The organism is Sphingomonas hankyongi, assembly GCF_023516575.1.
Taxonomy (GTDB): domain Bacteria; phylum Pseudomonadota; class Alphaproteobacteria; order Sphingomonadales; family Sphingomonadaceae; genus Sphingomicrobium; species Sphingomicrobium hankyongi.
Genome location: NZ_JAMGBE010000002.1, coordinates 236,979 through 253,281 on the forward strand (window position 1 = coordinate 236,979; position 16,303 = coordinate 253,281).

The following is a 16,303-nucleotide window of genomic DNA, read 5'->3' on the forward strand; positions in this document are numbered from 1 at the left end:
CGATTCAGTCAAGCCCGCAGCTGATCCAGCTGTCGCTGCAGGCCCCTATCGCGCGCCAATCCAGCGCCGCCAGTCTATTGGTCGTAGTCTACCCACGCGCCAGCAGACGCGTCGCGGTTCAGCGTCACGGATTTTACATCACATAGATTGATCCCGGCCCAGGTAACGGGCCCGCCGCCCGCCACGGTCGCGCGGATATCGAAGGCGCAATCGGGATCGCTGAACTGAACCGCCCCGCGAGCACCTGCTGCGGGCGAGGCTCCCAGCGGCTTCCAGTCATTGGTTCCCGCGCGGCGGATCGACACCTCGGAAATGCCGCCGCCAGTGCCGTTCACCAAGGTGAAATTGCCCGCACCCGCCGCGGTCGCCGAACCGGGCGCTGCTACGAGTGCGATAAGAAAGAGGATCCGTGTCGTCTGAATCATAAGGGCCGCACAATAATCCTGCGCGGCCCTCTTGAAAATCGGTTTTATCGTCGACGGTTAAGCGACGTTAAGCTCCGCGTAGCACGGACGCCGTCCGCTCCAGAACACGGGCGTGGGAGCCGGGCCAGAATTATAGGCTTCCTTCAGCGGAAGGGCGGTCGAACAAAAAGCGCATTCGGCCAGCATCCGGCCAATCAGCCAATGCGTCCGGCCGCAGCCAGGGCAGTGGTTGATCTCACCGTCGCGATATACTGCGTGATAGCCCCGCGCGCTGGGATTGAACGGATCGCGGCGGGATTCAGTCGTGGTCAGCATGGTGCTTTCCTTTGAAACCATTTGCCGTCCCAACGAGCGTCGACTCGTTAGGTTTCAACGATGGTCCGTTAATCCGGCGCATGTGTCACGTTCCGGCAACGCGCTGTGCCAGCGGGGGACAACATCCGTTAATAATTGGCGCCGGGACTAACTGATGGGAAGGCCCTGTGGATATTAACCAGCTGTTAGGCAGTGAGGGTGGATGTTCCCCCGGTTCTGAGTAGCGGAGGGGACCGTGGAGTCGAACGAGCGTTATTATCGGCGGCGGGCAGTCGAAGAACGAATGGCGGCGCGGCGCGCAGTGACGGAGACCGCAAGAGCGTGGCATGCGAAACTCGCGGAAGATTTTGCGGCGCGCGCCTCATCTGCAACTGCCGTCGTTACAGCGTAACCGCCCACCAATTTCACTTAAGGCGGTCGGTCGCGGTCGCCTCATCCAGCATTTGCAGGATATCCTTGCGGCCGGTGTCGAACGCCTGGCGCTTCCAAGTCGCGCCGGTAAGCCGCTCAAGCGCCAGAAACGCGGCGAGGCCTTCGCGCTGGGACCACCATTTGTCATGCTCGAAACCGGGCATCACGGCGCTCGACGCGACCCGCCCGCCTCGCGCATCGGTCTCCCATCGATAAGCGAGCCATTGGCCTGACCCCTCCAGCGTCAGCCATATCGGCTCCGCTTCGGCGAGATAGGCGTCCTTCCCCACGAACCAGCGCGCGTAGCGGGCCTTCATCATCGCGCGCGCCGAACGAACCAGCCGAACGGCTGCTCCGTGCGTTTTTGCGCGCGATGCCATGAAGAGCAGCTTCGCCTCGCGCTCCACGGAGGATGCGAATCCCTTGTCCTTTTCGAATTGCTTCTGGATGCTGTCGTCGTTGAAATCCTGCGGCAGCTTGTTGCGCTCGCTGATCTCGCCGATCTTCTCGCCATAGGTCGGCATTTGCGCGACGTGGGTTCCTTCATGAAGCATGACTGCCGTCATCAGATTTTCGAGGGTAGTGCCCTTCCCCGTCTTTCCCGCAGCGCGCCACACGCTGGGCGTCGACATCACGAAAAAGGAATGGTCCCCGACCGAGCCTGAGAAGGAGATGACCTGAGACGGGATCTCCGTGCCATCGGGCAGCTTGACCTTCCCCTGATGCCGGTTGCTCTCCCAGCGATTGGGGCCGCCGTTCATGGCCGTGCTGCTCGTCACGACGCAGTCCTTGTCGAAGATCACGGCCTGAATCTTTTTGACATGCCCGATGCCGCTGATGTGGTTCGCCGCGTAGTTCCATGCGCTCATGGACCGATCGAGCCAGGCCCGATCCGGCGCATCGAGCTGGCATGGCGAGCTCTCAGCCGAAGGCGCCGGCGTGGTCATAAGTGCCGCTGAAATTAGAACGCTCAACATGCCCTGACGGCATACATCATGCGGGATGACGCGCAACGCTGGTCAAAGGAAATGGCGCGCCCGAAAGGATTCGAACCTCTGACCCCCAGATTCGTAGTCTGGTGCTCTATCCAGCTGAGCTACGGGCGCGCATGCTCCATGGAGCAAGAGGGCGCGACATAGGGGCGTGAAAGCCGCGAAGCAACCCTTGCCGATTGCTAGTCTGTCGACCCGCTTCTAGAGCTTTCTTCATGTATAGCAGAGGCTGGATTGCGGCATTCATCGGGGTCCTGAGCGCCTGCACTCCGCAGGCGGGGCCTACGCCGTCGCTTCAGCCCCGCGCCGCCGAAGCTATCGATCCTCGGGTGCCCGTGCAGGGGTCCGTGAATGACAGGCCCGTCAGCAGGGTGCTGTCGGGCCGACTCTCCGAACTCATCGCGCAGGCGCACAGCGGTGACGCAGCCTTTGGCCCCCTCGCCGGGCACGCCGAGAGCCTCGCCGCTACCGCCGGCCCTCCCCAAAGCGAGAGCTGGATTGCTGCCCAACAGGCGCTGTCGGCCGCGATCTCGGCGCGCGGACCGACGGCCCGCGCTTTGGGGGACATAGACGCGCTGGGCGCCAACATGCTGCAGACGAACGGCGGTCTTGCGCCGGCCGACCTGGCTGCAATCAAGAATGCGGGGGCAGAGGTCGGAGTGCTGGATCGCCGCCAGGAAGAGCGCATCGCAGCGATCCAGCGCCGACTGGGAGTCTAGAGCCCCTGCCAGCGGATCAGCGGCAAGACGCTCGCGTGATCGTCGGTCCACGATGAAAAATTCGATCGCGGGCGAAGCGGCTGCCAATCGGAACCCGATGTGACGAGCCGGCCCAGGCTTGCCGGCGAGCGCGAAAGCGCAATCCAGGCGGAGCGCGTCGCGTTGGCTTCCAGCTCGGCAGCCGATGGATCGTAGACCACCATCCGCGCCTTCCAGCCGCCGCCCCGCGCAGCAGCGGCGACCACTGGTTCAAGGCTGAGATAGCGGTTCGAGATGTGGACAAGCAGCAGGCCTTCCGGCGCTAGGCGTCGCCCGTAGATATCGAACGCTTCCCTGGTCATCAGGTGCATCGGAATGGAATCCGAGGAGAACGCGTCGACGACCAGAATGTCCGCCGAATTGGCCGGCGAACGATCGAGCGTCAGGCGTGCATCGCCGACCTTGATCCGCGCATTGGGAAGGCAGCGAGAAAGGAAGTGAAACTGGCCGGAATCGCGCGCGAGGTGCACGATGGCTGGATCAATCTCGTAGATGGTCCAGCTTTGTCCCGGCTGGGCATAGCATGCGAGCGTGCCCGCGCCGAGGCCGACGACGTCGATCCGCGCGTGGTCGCCGAACAGCTTGGGAGCCGCCTGGAGCGCCTCGCCCACGCCCGAGCCCGGCACATAATAAGTCGTGGGCATGCGCTCCCGTTCGGCGGAGCCCAAATTCTCGACCCCATGCGTCGTGGTTCCGTGAACGAGACGACGGAAGTCGGTTGAATCATTTACAGTGTAAATTCCGAAGAAGCTGCGGGTCATCTTGCCGGGCGCGGCCGAGAGCGCGATGCGTTCCCAGCCGCCCGTAACCAGCATCAGCCCTCCGAGCGCCGCGACGAAGAGGAGGCGATTGCCGACGGCCAGAACCGCAATGGCAATCAGGGCGCCAAGGCTCAGCTTGTCGATCAGCGATGAGCGAGGGAGCCCGAACGGACCGAGCACGATCACCGCGAGGCAGGTTACCAGGAGCACACCGAAAGCCGTCACGCGCCTGACGTGATCGCTCCGGTCCCAGAATGCTGCCAAACGAGCGACGGGATGACGACCTGCCATCAAAGCTGCAGCCGCGAGGAGGAGGATCAGATGCTCGTAGGTCCAGTCGAAGATCTGCGGAGCAACCAGCGCGCAGAAAATTCCGCCCAGCACCCCTCCCACGGACATGGCCAGATAGAAGGACGTTAGCTGGCTGGGCGCCGGCCGCGTATCGAACAGCCGGCTGTGGAGAGCGACCGAAACGGTGAAGAGGTTGATCAACGCCAGCGCGGCAAAGACGCGGGTAAAGTCGGCGACTCCCGGGATGAGCGCTGCCGCTCCCGGGATGAGGACGAACGGCGCAAGGCGGCTGATGGCCCGGGCCGGCGACCGGGCGGATGCGAAAGCCACGGTGAAGCTCAAAAGATAGACGCCGAGCGGGATTACCCACAGCAGAGGCATAGCGACCAGGTCGGTCGTAAGATGCAGCGTAGTCGACAGGATGAGGCCCGAAGGCACGGCGGCCAACAGCACCCATTTGCCCAAGAGTCCCAGCGGCAAGGCAGCAGCGTGCTTCCGTTCTTCGGGCGCCTCGGTCCGGGGGAGGTTCAGCGCACACCACGCGACAAGCAGTGCGAGTGCGCAATATCCGCCGGTCCAAAGCCAGCGTTGCTGGCTCACGGGCATGAACGGTTCGACCAGTAATGGGTAGGCTAGCAGCCCGGCGAAGCTGCCGAGATTCGATGCGGCGTAGAGCGGATAAGGATCGCCCGCGTCGGACAATGCATACCAGCGCTGGATCAGCGGCGCCTGCGCAGAAACGACGAAAAACAAAGGTCCAATCGACAGCACCAGAATTGCGGGAACCCAAAAGAACGGGTTCGCGCTCGCGGAAGGGGTTGCCGACACGAGGCCGATAGGCAGCGTAACCGCCGCAAGGGCGAAAGCGGCCAGATGGATCGTGCCCTGCCGCCGGGCTGAAAAGCGTCCCAGCCAGTGCGCGTAGGCATATCCAGCCAACAGCAGCGCCTGGTAGACCAGCATCGCCGAATTCCACACCGCCGGCGCCCCGCCGAGCCTCGGCAGCACCATGCGCGCAATCATGGGCTGCACGAGGAATAGCAGGAACGAGCCCAGGAAAATCGTGGAGACGAAGCGGTAGCGCGCCAGTGAGCTATCCGCCGCGCGCACCTCCGTCACCGTCGCCATCTCTCCTCCCCCACTTGCCTTATAATGCGTTTGGAGGATCGTGGGTTAACGGGTCGCCAAGGCTCTCGCGCGCGGCCAGTCGACAGCATCTATCCGAAAGACGATCGACGGGTTCATCTCCGGCCCGAAGCGCGTGTCGATGAAGTCGAGGTCCTCACGCCGCGTCATGCCGAGCCGCTTCATCAGGCCCTGGCTTTCATCGTTCCGGGGCACGGTCAGCGCGATCACATGATCGTAGCCGAAGCGTCCGAACGCGAGATCAAGGCTGGCCATCGCTGCTTCCTTGGCGATGCCCTTGCCCCAAGCGCTTTCCCGCAGGCGCCAGCCTATCTCGGGTGTGCCCGTCAGATCACCGGCCCCCGGCGAATTGACGCGCTTGAGGCCGCAAAAACCCTGTATCTCACCCGACGTTTTGTCCTCGACGATCCAGAAGGTGTGCCCGAAGTCGCGCGTGAAGCCGAGGATCCGTTGGTAGGCTGCGTTCCATACCTGCGGCGTCTGCACGCCTCCCAGATTTCGCATGACGGCTGGGGTATTCATGATAGCGTAGAAGGCCTGCTCGTCCGCGCCTTCCCAATCGCGAAGGCGAAGACGCGCTGTCTCCGCGACGACCTCAACCACCGAGAGCCCCGACGCCGCGCACGACCGCATGAACCGCGTCATCGACATGCTCTAGATGCGTTCGGAAGGACAGGATCGCGCAGCGGAGACGATAACTGCCGTCGATCTTGGTGCCGCTCAACATCACGCGGCCTTCCTGCTGTATGTGCCTCATCAACCGTTCGTTGAACTCGTCCGGATCCCCGCTCCTCGGCAGATAGCGGAACGCGACAACCGAGAGATCCGGCGCCGGGCCTGGATCAAAGCCCTCGATGGCAGACAGCCGCGCGTGAAAGTAACGCGCCAGCGCGAGCTTCTCGGTCTGGCACGCACGAAAGGCAGCGATTCCTGCCATCTGAAGCGGCAGCCAGAGGCGCAGGGCCCGGAAGTGCCGGGTAAGCTCGGGCGACAGGTCGGCCGGCGATGGGCCGACTTCGGACTCGCCCAGCGGACGGATATATTCACCGCTCGCGCTGAAGGCGTCCTGCAGCGCCTTGCCGTCGCGGACGAGCGCGGCGCCGGTGCCGTAAGGCAGGAAAAGGGTCTTGTGCGGATCGAGTGCGACGCTGTCAGCTTGCTCAATGCCGCGAAGCAACCTGCGGCCCTCCTCGCACAGGGCGAAAAGCCCTCCATAGGCACCGTCCACGTGCAACCAGGCGCCGTAGCGGCGGCACAATTCTGCAATCTCGGGCAGCGGATCGATCGCGCCCGTGTCGACGGTGCCGGCAGAGGCGACGACTATCCACGGTCGAACTCCTTCGCGACGGTCATCCTCCAGCGCTTTCTCGAGCGCAGCGACCGACATTCGGTAATTCTCGTCCGTGGCGATCACCCGCTTCGGCGAATGACCGCGGCCGGCAATGTGAAGAGCCTTGTCGATGCAGTAATGGGCGAAGCGCGTGACGTAGATCGCACCTCCGCCATCGGGGTCGTTCGCTTCCCGGGCAGCGACGATCGCGGTGAGGTTGGCAATGCTTCCACCGGAGGTCAGCGTGCCTCCAGCTTCGTGCGGGTAGCCGATCACGCTCGCGAGCCAGGCTACGCAGGCATTCTCGATCCGAACCGCACCTGGGCTGGCCGATGCAAAGCCCGAATATTTGTTCGAAGTGGCCGCAAGGAGGTCTCCGAACGCGGAATAAGGAATCCCCCCGCCCGGTATGTAAGCCATGAAGCGCGGGCTTGTCGTTGCGAAGCCGGGTCGGTCGACGCATGTCGCGACATAGTCGAGCACCGCCGCTGGATCCCTGCCCTCTTCCGCAAATTCGGGCTCGAGCTGCTGGGAGAAAACCTCCGACCAGGGGCGGTTGCTCGGTGCATTCTCAACCTGGTCCCAATAATCGAGCGCGTGTTGCATCGCCTTCGCGCCGAGCAACCTGCGCTCGGAGCTGTCAGGCTCGAGCGGGGCCGCGTCGGCTCGCAGCCGCGCGATCTCGGCCTTCAGATCCTCGATCATCAGGAAGCAATCATTCGCGCCGCATCAATGGCGTGGTAGGTCAACACGCCCGTGGCGCCGGCTCGCTTGAAAGCCAGCAACGTCTCGAGGATCAGTGCGCCGCGATCCCCGGCTCCGGCTGCTGCGGCGGCTTCGATCATCGCATACTCACCGCTCACCTGGTAAGCGAAGGTGGGTACCCCGAACGCATCCCTGACCCGCGCAACCACGTCCAGATAAGGCAGGCCAGGCTTCACCATGACGAAGTCGGCCCCTTCCGCGAGGTCCAACTCGACCTCGCGAAGCGCCTCTTCGATATTGGCTGGATTCATCTGGTACCCGCGCTTGTCCCCCTTCAGCCGGCCCAGCGAGCCGACAGCTTCGCGGAACGGACCGTAGAAGGCCGACGCATATTTGGCGGCATAAGCCATGATAGCGACGTTCTGATGGCCGCCATTTTCGAGCGCCTGGCGAATTGCCGCGACCCGGCCGTCCATCATGTCTGACGGGGCAACGATGTCTGCACCCGCTTCGGCCTGGACTAGCGCCTGCTCTGTGAGAATGCCGACCGTCTCATCGTTGATGACGTTGCCCGCCTCGTCGGTCACGCCGTCATGGCCGTGCGCCGTGTAGGGATCGAGCGCGACGTCGGTGAGTACGCCAATCTCCGGAACTGCATCCTTGATCGCCTTGATCGCCTTGCAGATGAGATTCTCGCGATTGAGCGCCTCGCGAGCATCGTCGGTGCGAAGCTCGTTGGGCGTATTTGGAAACAGCGCAATGCATGGAATACCGAGGTCGGCCGCCTGCCGGGCGCGCTTGCCCAGATGGTCAATGCTCCACCGGCTAACGCCCGGAAGCGAACCGATCGGTTCCTCCTGCCCCTTCCCCTCGCAGATGAAGATCGGCCAGATGAGGTCGCTGGGGTGCAGGCGATGTTCGGCGATCATGTCGCGCATCCACGGCGCGACCCGGCCGCGGCGCATGCGCAAATAAGGGTAGAAAGCTGACATGCCCGGGCCTCTAGCGTCTTTCGCGGCTGATCGGGAACCCAAAACGGCCAGCGCCGCTATGCGCAGCAATGGCAACCGAACTGCCCAAGAATGCGATCCTGATCGTCAACACCGCTAGCCGAAGCGGCGCGGAGACGTTCGACCCGGCGTGCGAGAAGCTGACGGCCGCCGGCGTCCACCTGATCGACGCCCGAGCGGTCGACGATCCCGCGGCGATGTCCGGCGAGGTGCGCGCTGCCGTCGATCGCGCGCCGATGGTGATCGTGGGTGGCGGCGACGGGTCGCTATCCGAGACCGTCGACCATTTTCTCGGTCGCGATACGGTGTTCGGCCTGTTGCCGCTGGGTACCGCGAACAGCTTCGCGCGGACGCTCGGCATTCCACTCGACCTCGATGGAGCAGTCGAAGTCATCGCATCGGGAGAGGCTCGGCGGATCGACCTTGCCGCGATAGACGGCGCCTATTTCCTCAACAACGCGGCGCTCGGTCTCGCTCCCGTAGTCGCTGAGAGCGTCCCGAGCGCCCTCAAGCGCAGCCTTGGCCGGCTCGGCTACCTCCTCTGGGCCGGCTGGTCGGCGGCAAGTTTCAAGGCCTTCCGCCTCAGGGTACATGACGGGCACGTCATGCACCGCCTTTGGGCAACAGAGGCACGGATCGCCAACGGCCGTTTCCACGGCGGCATCGAGCTTATTGAGAATGCCGATCTCGAGAGCGGCGAGATCGTCGTCCAGGTCGTGTCCGGCCGCAGCCTGGTGAAGCTGGGCTGGAGTTACCTCGCGTCCGCCGTCAAAGCGCCTTCGCGGCACGAAGCCGTGCGGGAATTCCACGGAGAGCGCATGCGCATCGAGACGCGCCCCCGGATGCGAGTTTCCATCGATGGTGAGCTCGGCCCGGAAACACCCTTCGAGGCATGGGCGGTGCCGGATGCCGTCACCGTAGCAGCGCCGCGCAGCTAACCTGCCGGATTGAGCGCTCCGCCGGGCTCCCGCGTGGCGAGCGCCTCCTCCACGCATTCTTCCTCATCTGGACATTCCGCAGGCGCCATGCGCGCTTTGCGCCAACCACCTTGAAGGTAAAAGACGAGCGCCAGCCCGAGATTGGCGAGTGCACTGGCCGGAAAGCTCGTCCAGATCGCATCGGCTCCTAGCCAGCCGTAAGTTGCGAAGATCCAGCCGAACCGCACCGGCACCAGACCGATGGCGAGAATGAGCAACGGCCCCCAGACGGCGCCGTTTGCGCGCATCGTCGCGAACAACACCATCATCACTCCAAACAGGAGGAAATTCCAGGTCGCGAGGACATGAATGTGCCGGGCGATCGGCAAGGCCGGACTATCCGTACCCATGAACAAGCTCAGCACGACCCTGTCCGCGAGGGTCAAAAGCAGGATGAGGGCGCCGGTGATGAGAATCGCCTGAACGATTCCGACGCGGGTGACTCGGTCGACGCGATCCCAGCGGTTCGCGCCGATATTCTGCGCGGTCATAGCGCTGACCGCCGCCCCTAGCGCCATCGCCGGCATCTGCACATAGGTCCACAGCTGCATCGCAACGCCGAAAGCTGCGGTCGTGTCCACGCCTTCGCGATTTACGAGCCCGACGAGCGCCAGGGCGGAAAGCGAGATGATGATCATCTGCAGGCCCATCGGGAAGCCCTTGACGATGATCGTCCTGAAGATCGCCATGTCGCACCAGAGGTATCGGAGCTCCTTGCCGCGAAGCCGCAGGGGCAGGTCGCGAAGGTAAATGTAGGCGATGAGGCCCAGGAGCGCGGCATAGTTCGCAATGAAAGTCGCGGTGGCGGACCCCGCGATCCCCATTCTCGGCGCAGGCCCGAGGCCAAGGATGAAGACGGGGTTGAGCGCGCTGTCCAGCACAACGGCGACCATCATGAACCATAAGGGCGTCAGGCTGTCCCCCGAACCGCGCAGCGCCATCATCATCAGGGTCAGAAGCAGGATCGCCGGCATGGCCAGGAAGATGACCTGCAGATAATCGAGGGCCAGCGGTTCCGCCTCCGGCGGCGTGCCGAGGAGGCTCAGGATGGAGCTCGCGAGGAAATATCCGACGATCGCGATGACGATCGTGGCGAGCAGGAACCCGCCTCCAGCAGTCCCGAATATCCTTCGCGCGCCGTCGATGTCCCTCCGGCCCCAATGCTGGCCGATCAGGATCGTCGACGCCATGCCGAAGCCGAACACGAAAGAGGTCAGAAGGAACATGACCATGTTCGCATTGGACGTGGCCGCGAGTGCTCCCTCACCGAGGAATCGGCCGACCCAGATCGCGTTGATCGTGCCGTTGAGCGATTGGAGGATCGAAGAGGCAAGGGTGGGCAGCGCGAACTTCAGGAGCGTGGGCGCAATGCTCCCGTGCGTCAGGTCTCCGCGCCGTGCCACTCCGGCGTCCGCCATGCCCTACTCCTCTTAGCCGAGCCTCTCCAACGCAGCACGGAGGCGTTCGGCTTCAGCGGACTTCGCTTCATGGTCGCTGCGCGCCTTTTCGACGGCTTCGGGCTTGGCGCGCTCCTCAAAGTTTGGGTTGGAAAGGCGCTGGGCGAGGCTGTCCCGCTCAGTTTCGGCGGCGGCCGCGCTCTTGGCGAGACGAGCCTTCTCGGCTTCCAGGTCGATCACGCCTTCGAGGGGGAGCGCGTAAGTATCGCCAGCAATCACCACCTGGACTGCCCCGGAACCAGTGAACTGAGAGAGCTGGATAGACTCCAGCCTCGCTAGGCGAGCGAGGTTCGCAAACTGACGATCCAGCCGCTCGGCGCTAACCTCCGAAGCATCTCCTGCGAAGAGGTGAAGTTTCGCCCCCGGCGGCACGTTGAGCTCCGTTCGGGCCGAACGAACGGCGCTGACGAGGTCGATCAGCCACTCCACTTCCGCTTTGGCGCGAGGATCGGCCTGCGCCTGAGGCTCAGGCCACTTTGCCACGATCAGCTCGTACGGACGCGGCCCCATGGCGTCCCACAGCTCTTCGGTAATGAAGGGCATCAGCGGATGGAGCATGACGAGGATCTGGTCGAACGCCCAGGCGGCGACGGCCTTGGTCTCCTCGTCGAACGCGCCTTTGATCAGCTCGACGTACCAGTCGCAGAAGGTGCCCCAGACGAAATGGTAGATGGCATCCGCCATGCCATCGAAGCGCAGCTCGTCGAAGGCGCGGTCGAGCTTCGCAAGCGTTTCCACCACTTCGCCGATAATCCATCGATTAACCGGCAACTCAGCGGGCGGGACCGCGATGCTGTCGCTCGCCCCGACGCCGTTCATCTGCAGGAATCGCGCGGCGTTCCACAGCTTGGTCGCGAAGTTGCGGTATCCCTCGACGCGCTTCTCATCGAGCTTGATGTCGCGGCCCTGGCTTTCCATCGCCGCAAGCGTGAAGCGCAAAGCGTCAGCGCCATAATTGTCGATCAACCCGAGGGGGTCGACGGTGTTGCCCTTGGACTTTGACATCTTCTGGCCTTTGGCGTCGCGGACGAGACCATGGAGATAGAGCGTCTTCCACGGACGCTCGCCCATGAACTCGAAGCCCTGCATCGCCATTCGGGCATCCCAGAAGAAGATGATGTCGAAGCCGGAAATCAGGACGTCGTTCGGGTAATGGCGCCGAACGTCGTCCGTCTGCTCCGGCCAGCCAAGCGTGGCGAACGGCCAAAGCGCCGAGCTGAACCAGGTGTCGAGCACATCCTCGTCCTGACTCAGCTGTACCCCCTCACCCGCCTGTCGTTGTGCCTCGTCAACAGTTTCCGCGACAAAGACGTTACCGCTTGGATCATACCAAGCCGGGATACGGTGACCCCACCAAAGCTGACGAGAAACGCACCAGGGCTGGATGTTTTCAAGCCAGTTGAACCAGGTCTTCTTCCAGGTTTCCGGCACCACCGCTATGTCGCCGGAGCGAACGGCCTCGATCGCGGGCTTCGCGAGCGTTTCCGCATCGACATACCACTGATCGGTCAGCATCGGTTCGATCACGAGCCCTGAACGGTCCCCGAACGGCTGCATAATCAGCTTGTCTTCGACCTTTATCATCAGGCCTTCGGCGTCGATGTCCGCGACCACAGCCTTGCGGGCATCGTAACGATCAAGTCCGCGATAAGCCTCCGGAACCAGATTGAGCGCGTCGATCTCTTCCGGGCTCGCTTTCTCGCCGCGAGCGATCGCCTGGGCGCGCGCAGCGGACTCGGCATACGACGGGCCCTCGCTACGCATGTGGGCGCGACCGTCCATCAGACGGTACATGGGCAGTCCGTTGCGCTGCGCCACGCCATAGTCGTTGAGGTCATGCCCCCCGGTGATCTTCACCGCGCCCGATCCGAAGTTCGGATCCGGATATTCGTCGGTGATGATCGGGATCTGGCGACGATGCTCCGTTGGCCCGACGGGGATTTCGCAGAGCTTTCCTACGATTGGGCGGTAGCGCTCATCATCAGGATGGACGGCGACGGCGCCGTCACCGAGCATCGTTTCGGGGCGCGTCGTTGCGATGGATATATAGTCGCGTGTCTCCTGGAGCACGACGTTCCCGTCCTCGTCCTTCTCGACGTAGGTGTAGGTCTCGCCGCCGGCGAGCGGATATCTGAAGTGCCACATGTGGCCCTGCACTTCGCGGTTCTCGACTTCGAGATCGCTGATCGCGGTCTGGAACTTCGGATCCCAGTTCACGAGACGCTTGGCGCGGTAGAGCAGCTTGCGATTGTAGAGCTCGACGAAGACCTTGATGACGGCCTTCGAAAATCCCTCATCCATGGTGAAGCGCTCGTGCGCCCAGTCGCAGCTGGCCCCAAGGCGGCGCAACTGCCGTGTGATTGCTCCTCCCGACTGCGCTTTCCACTCCCAGACATGCTCAAGGAAAGCCTCACGCCCGATGTCGGCGCGCTTGATGCCCTGGCTGTCGAGGTTTCGTTCGACGACCATTTGGGTTGCGATGCCCGCATGATCGGTACCAACGACCCAAAGCGCATCCTTTCCCTGCATCCGCGCGCGACGGGTCAGTACGTCCTGAAGCGTATTGTCGAGCGCATGGCCGATGTGGAGCGAGCCGGTCACGTTCGGAGGCGGCATGACAATTGTCCATGGCTCCGCCTCCGGGCGCTCGGGCCGGAACAGCCCTTGGTTTTCCCAATGCGCGTACCAGCGATCCTCGATCGCGCGTGGCTCGAAAGTCTTGGGAAGCTCGCTCATGCGAGGCGGTTAGCGATGCCGCGCTGCAGCATCAACCGGGAGAACTAAAGCGGCCGACCGGTAATCCGCGAGATTTCGCGCTTCACATGCTCGTCGACGATGCGCGGCAAATGCTCGTCGAGCCACTGCTTGAGCACCGGCCGGAGCATTTCACGCAACATCTCTTCGAGCGGGTTGATCGAAGGTGCAGCGGGGATGGTGGAGGCAACGGTCGTGAGTTGCTCCAGTGCCTCGCGCGTGTGGCCCGCTGCGCTCTCACCCAGCAAGGGCGGACCAAGATCTGCGGGCGGCGCAAGCGGCTCGTCAAGCTCGAGAACGTCGTCGCCACTTTCGGAGTCCTCAGGAAGTACGTCCTCCTGCGTTCGCGCGACCGGCGCAGTTGTCGAGCGCAGTTCCTTCTCCTCGGCGATCACTTTCTTGATCGATGCGAGGATGTCTTCCATCGAGGGTTCACGGTCACTGGCCTGCATTAGCAGCGATATCGCCTATCGCCTCGGCTGAGTCACGCCCGTCGTGCTGGTCGAAGGGGCCGGCGCTGGCAATGTCGATGACGAAGGCAACCCCGTCGGACCCAGCGGCGTGATGATCGCCGGAGTAGGAAGGGATGGATCATTAGACATCGGCACCAGGTCCGGCGTGAGAATAGGCGTCGCCGGCATTTCCTGCGGGCTCACTGTCCGCGTCGCAGCCGGCGCATGGATCGGGTCCGTCGCCCAGTCATTCCAGCTGCCCGCTACGCGACGATAGTTCGCGAGAGGGTCGTAGAGCGGGCCGCCATCGAGGCCGAGATCCTGGGCCTCTGCTTGACCCATGGCGTTCAAAAGCTGGAAGCCCGCGACATATTGATCGCGCTTCGCCGTGACGAGAAGCACCTGAGCATTGAGCAGCTCCTGCTCGGCGTCGAGAACGTCGAGGACCGTCCGCGTGCCGACGCTCTGCTCTGCGCGCACGCCTTCCAGAGCAAGTTCGTTTGCTTGTACGGCGACTGTCTGCGCCTGGATCGCGCGCTCGGTGGCGTAATAGTTTGCGAATGCCGCGCGCGTCGCAGCCACCACGGCGCGCTCCGTTCCGACGACCTGCTCGAACGCTTGACCCTGCAACGCCTGCGCTTGACGGACGCGGCCGCCGATCAAGCCACCCTGGAAGATAGGAACAGTGGTGCTGAGCCCCGCCGTCGTCTGGCTGCCCTGCGCCGCCGAGCCATTGCCGAATGTCCCGTTCAGCTCGTCAACCCATGTCCCGCTTACAACTCCCGAGACGGTCGGCAGACGGCCAGCCTCTGCAACGCGAACGTCATAGCCCGCGGCGGTGGCGAGTCTTTGAGCAGCGAACAGGTCCGGATTGTCGGTAAGCGCAATGCGGACGGCTTCGTCTTCCGATTTGGGCAACGGCGGCAGCGGCGGCGGCGGAGCGAGCGTTCCCGGCGGATGGCCGATGACGCGGCGATAAACGGCCTCGCTGCTCGTCAGATTGCCCTGGGCGACAGCGAGGCGGGCGCGTCCTTGCTGGAGGCGCGCTTCCGACTGCGCGACGTCGGTCCGGGTGAGATCGCCGATCTGGAAACGGTCCTGAGTGGCTTCGAGGTTGGTCGTAAGCACCCGGACATTGTTCTGGTTGAGTTCCACGACTGCCCGGTCGCGGATCACATCCATGTAGGCGCTGACGGCCTCGGTGAAGACGTCGCCCTCGACCGCTCGAAGCGTTCCCCGGCCCGCTTCAACGCGCGTCTTTGCCCCGCGCACGGAGTTCTTGACTCGCCCCCCCGTGAATAAAGGGACATTGAGATCTGCCCCTACCGAGAGCGTGGCATCGCCGCCAGTATCGAGAATGCCGCTCCGCGAGAGATCGCGGTTGAGGCCGCCGGTCACGCTGACCTGCGGCCGACCCGCCGCGCGGGCGATAGCCACATTCGCGTCGCTGGCCTTCAGCGATTCCCGCTGGGCGGTGAGCGTGGGGTTAGTGTGGTAGGCAGAGACCAAGGCCTCGCGCAGCGTGTCGGCCGAAGCCGTCCCGGCCATCAGCGCAGCGATGAGCGTTCCAGTGATAATCGTACGGGTCACGCGCATCCCCTTAAAAAATAAAAGCTTTCGGGCGGATGAAGCCAGGGAGCACTGGCACGCCGGCATCGCCGATGGATAGATAACCGAATGCGCCCGCCGCTTTCCGGCCGATGATCAGGCGCGTGATGCCGCGGTCGACCAAAGCCGCTCCGAGGCGGCCGCCATTGGCGAGCTGGTCGACGAGACCGTCCGGAATAAACTCAACCGCACCATCGATCAGGATTTGATCGTAGGGAGCGCCCTTCTTGTGGCCGGCCTCCAACGAACCTTCGATAGTGTCGACGCCGAGGTCCCGCGCGGCCTGAGCAAGTTGCGGGTCGGCCTCCAGCGCGACGACGTCCAGCCCGATCGCCTGCAGCACAGCCGCAGAATATCCGGTGCCGGAACCGACCACGAGCGCGCGCTCGCCGGGCGTCGGCATCATCTGGGTGAGCAGCTGGCCCAGAACCGCCGGTGCAGCGAGGTACCTGCCGTGCCCAAGGGAGATGGCGCGATCGACATACGCGCTCGCCCGCGCTCCTTCAGGCACGAAGGGTTCACGCGCGACCTTGCCCATTGCTTCCAAGACGCGGCGATCGACGACGCCCTGCGGCCGAAGCTGGCTTTCGATCATTGCCTCTCGAGAAGCGCTGAAATCCGGGATTGATCCTTGTGAGGTCATTGCTGTTATATGCCGGTAATACACCTGTTGTTCAAGCTCGTCTTATCGGTAGCCGCTCACAGAGCCAACTGCCACTCGTCGAAAGTAAACGGGCGTGGCAGCCTTGCCGCACCCCGGGGCTTGACCTGCAGCCGAAGCTCGCGAAATAGCGAGGCTCGCTTCCCCGGCCCGATGGCGGAGTGGTTACGCAGAGGACTGCAAATCCTTGCACGCCGGTTCGATTCCGGCTCGGGCCTCCATTCTCCATAAAACCGACGATGATCTGCTC

Annotated in this window: 14 protein-coding genes and 2 tRNA genes; 3 read left to right on the plus strand and 13 right to left on the minus strand. The window is 63.6% G+C overall.

The genetic code is table 11. The annotated features are described in order from the left end of the window. Positions 1 to 74: 74 nt before the first annotated feature. The 4 genes from LZ538_RS05885 to LZ538_RS05900 form a co-directional block, all read right to left on the minus strand. On the minus strand, positions 75 to 425 hold the full coding sequence (locus LZ538_RS05885; RefSeq protein WP_249831607.1) for a hypothetical protein: 351 nt from the start codon (positions 423 to 425) through the stop codon (positions 75 to 77). A 57-nt stretch (positions 426 to 482) separates the two neighbouring features. Beyond that, positions 483 to 740: a hypothetical protein gene (locus LZ538_RS05890; RefSeq protein ID WP_249831076.1), complete on the minus strand. Its 258-nt coding sequence runs from the start codon at positions 738 to 740 to the stop codon at positions 483 to 485. A 404-nt stretch (positions 741 to 1,144) separates the two neighbouring features. Continuing rightward, a complete protein-coding gene (locus tag LZ538_RS05895) occupies positions 1,145 to 2,098 on the minus strand; it encodes a hypothetical protein (RefSeq protein ID WP_249831077.1) in 954 nt (317 codons plus the stop codon). An 82-nt stretch (positions 2,099 to 2,180) separates the two neighbouring features. Continuing rightward, positions 2,181 to 2,257 (minus strand) — tRNA-Arg (locus tag LZ538_RS05900). A 101-nt stretch (positions 2,258 to 2,358) separates the two neighbouring features. On the opposite strand from LZ538_RS05900, the gene LZ538_RS05905 reads away from it, so the two are divergent. Continuing rightward, a complete protein-coding gene (locus LZ538_RS05905; protein ID WP_249831078.1) occupies positions 2,359 to 2,862 on the plus strand; it encodes a hypothetical protein in 504 nt (167 codons plus the stop codon). Here the strand turns inward: LZ538_RS05905 and LZ538_RS05910 are convergent. The 4 genes from LZ538_RS05910 to hemB are packed head-to-tail and all read right to left on the minus strand — an operon-like array spanning position 2,859 to position 8,126. Continuing rightward, positions 2,859 to 5,081, minus strand: coding sequence for a fused MFS/spermidine synthase (locus tag LZ538_RS05910; protein ID WP_249831079.1), 2,223 nt, complete (start codon positions 5,079 to 5,081; stop codon positions 2,859 to 2,861). The genes LZ538_RS05905 and LZ538_RS05910 overlap by 4 nt on opposite strands. Before the next feature lie 45 nt (positions 5,082 to 5,126). Beyond that, positions 5,127 to 5,702, minus strand: a complete 576-nt coding sequence (locus LZ538_RS05915) for a GNAT family N-acetyltransferase (protein WP_249831080.1) — start codon at positions 5,700 to 5,702, stop codon at positions 5,127 to 5,129. After that, positions 5,695 to 7,134, minus strand: coding sequence for a pyridoxal phosphate-dependent decarboxylase family protein (locus tag LZ538_RS05920; RefSeq protein ID WP_249831081.1), 1,440 nt, complete (start codon positions 7,132 to 7,134; stop codon positions 5,695 to 5,697). The genes LZ538_RS05915 and LZ538_RS05920 overlap by 8 nt, the downstream gene beginning before the upstream one ends. Further along, positions 7,134 to 8,126 (minus strand): porphobilinogen synthase, encoded by a 993-nt coding sequence (gene hemB / locus LZ538_RS05925; RefSeq protein WP_249831082.1) that lies wholly within the window; start codon positions 8,124 to 8,126, stop codon positions 7,134 to 7,136. Before hemB ends, LZ538_RS05920 begins: the two co-directional genes overlap by 1 nt. 68 nt (positions 8,127 to 8,194) lie before the next feature. Between hemB and LZ538_RS05930 the strand changes: the two genes are divergently transcribed. Next, on the plus strand, positions 8,195 to 9,082 hold the full coding sequence (locus LZ538_RS05930; protein WP_249831083.1) for a diacylglycerol/lipid kinase family protein: 888 nt from the start codon (positions 8,195 to 8,197) through the stop codon (positions 9,080 to 9,082). Here the strand turns inward: LZ538_RS05930 and LZ538_RS05935 are convergent. The 5 genes from LZ538_RS05935 to LZ538_RS05955 are packed head-to-tail and all read right to left on the minus strand — an operon-like array spanning position 9,079 to position 15,987. Then, positions 9,079 to 10,539, minus strand: a complete 1,461-nt coding sequence (locus LZ538_RS05935; protein ID WP_249831084.1) for an MATE family efflux transporter — start codon at positions 10,537 to 10,539, stop codon at positions 9,079 to 9,081. The two genes, LZ538_RS05930 and LZ538_RS05935, sit on opposite strands and share 4 nt — an antisense overlap. 12 nt (positions 10,540 to 10,551) lie before the next feature. Then, positions 10,552 to 13,314 (minus strand): valine--tRNA ligase, encoded by a 2,763-nt coding sequence (locus tag LZ538_RS05940; protein WP_249831085.1) that lies wholly within the window; start codon positions 13,312 to 13,314, stop codon positions 10,552 to 10,554. Between the two features lie 44 nt (positions 13,315 to 13,358). Beyond that, positions 13,359 to 13,757, minus strand: coding sequence for a DUF2497 domain-containing protein (locus tag LZ538_RS05945; RefSeq protein WP_249831086.1), 399 nt, complete (start codon positions 13,755 to 13,757; stop codon positions 13,359 to 13,361). Between the two features lie 42 nt (positions 13,758 to 13,799). After that, the gene (locus LZ538_RS05950; RefSeq protein ID WP_430741952.1) at positions 13,800 to 15,380 is read right to left on the minus strand and encodes a TolC family outer membrane protein; all 1,581 of its coding nucleotides are present in this window, start codon (positions 15,378 to 15,380) and stop codon (positions 13,800 to 13,802) included. Positions 15,381 to 15,384: 4 nt separating this feature from the next. Beyond that, a complete protein-coding gene (locus tag LZ538_RS05955) occupies positions 15,385 to 15,987 on the minus strand; it encodes a protein-L-isoaspartate O-methyltransferase family protein (protein WP_249831088.1) in 603 nt (200 codons plus the stop codon). 213 nt (positions 15,988 to 16,200) lie between these two features. On the opposite strand from LZ538_RS05955, the gene LZ538_RS05960 reads away from it, so the two are divergent. Next, positions 16,201 to 16,274, plus strand: a tRNA-Cys gene (locus LZ538_RS05960). The last annotated feature ends 29 nt before the right edge of the window (positions 16,275 to 16,303 follow it).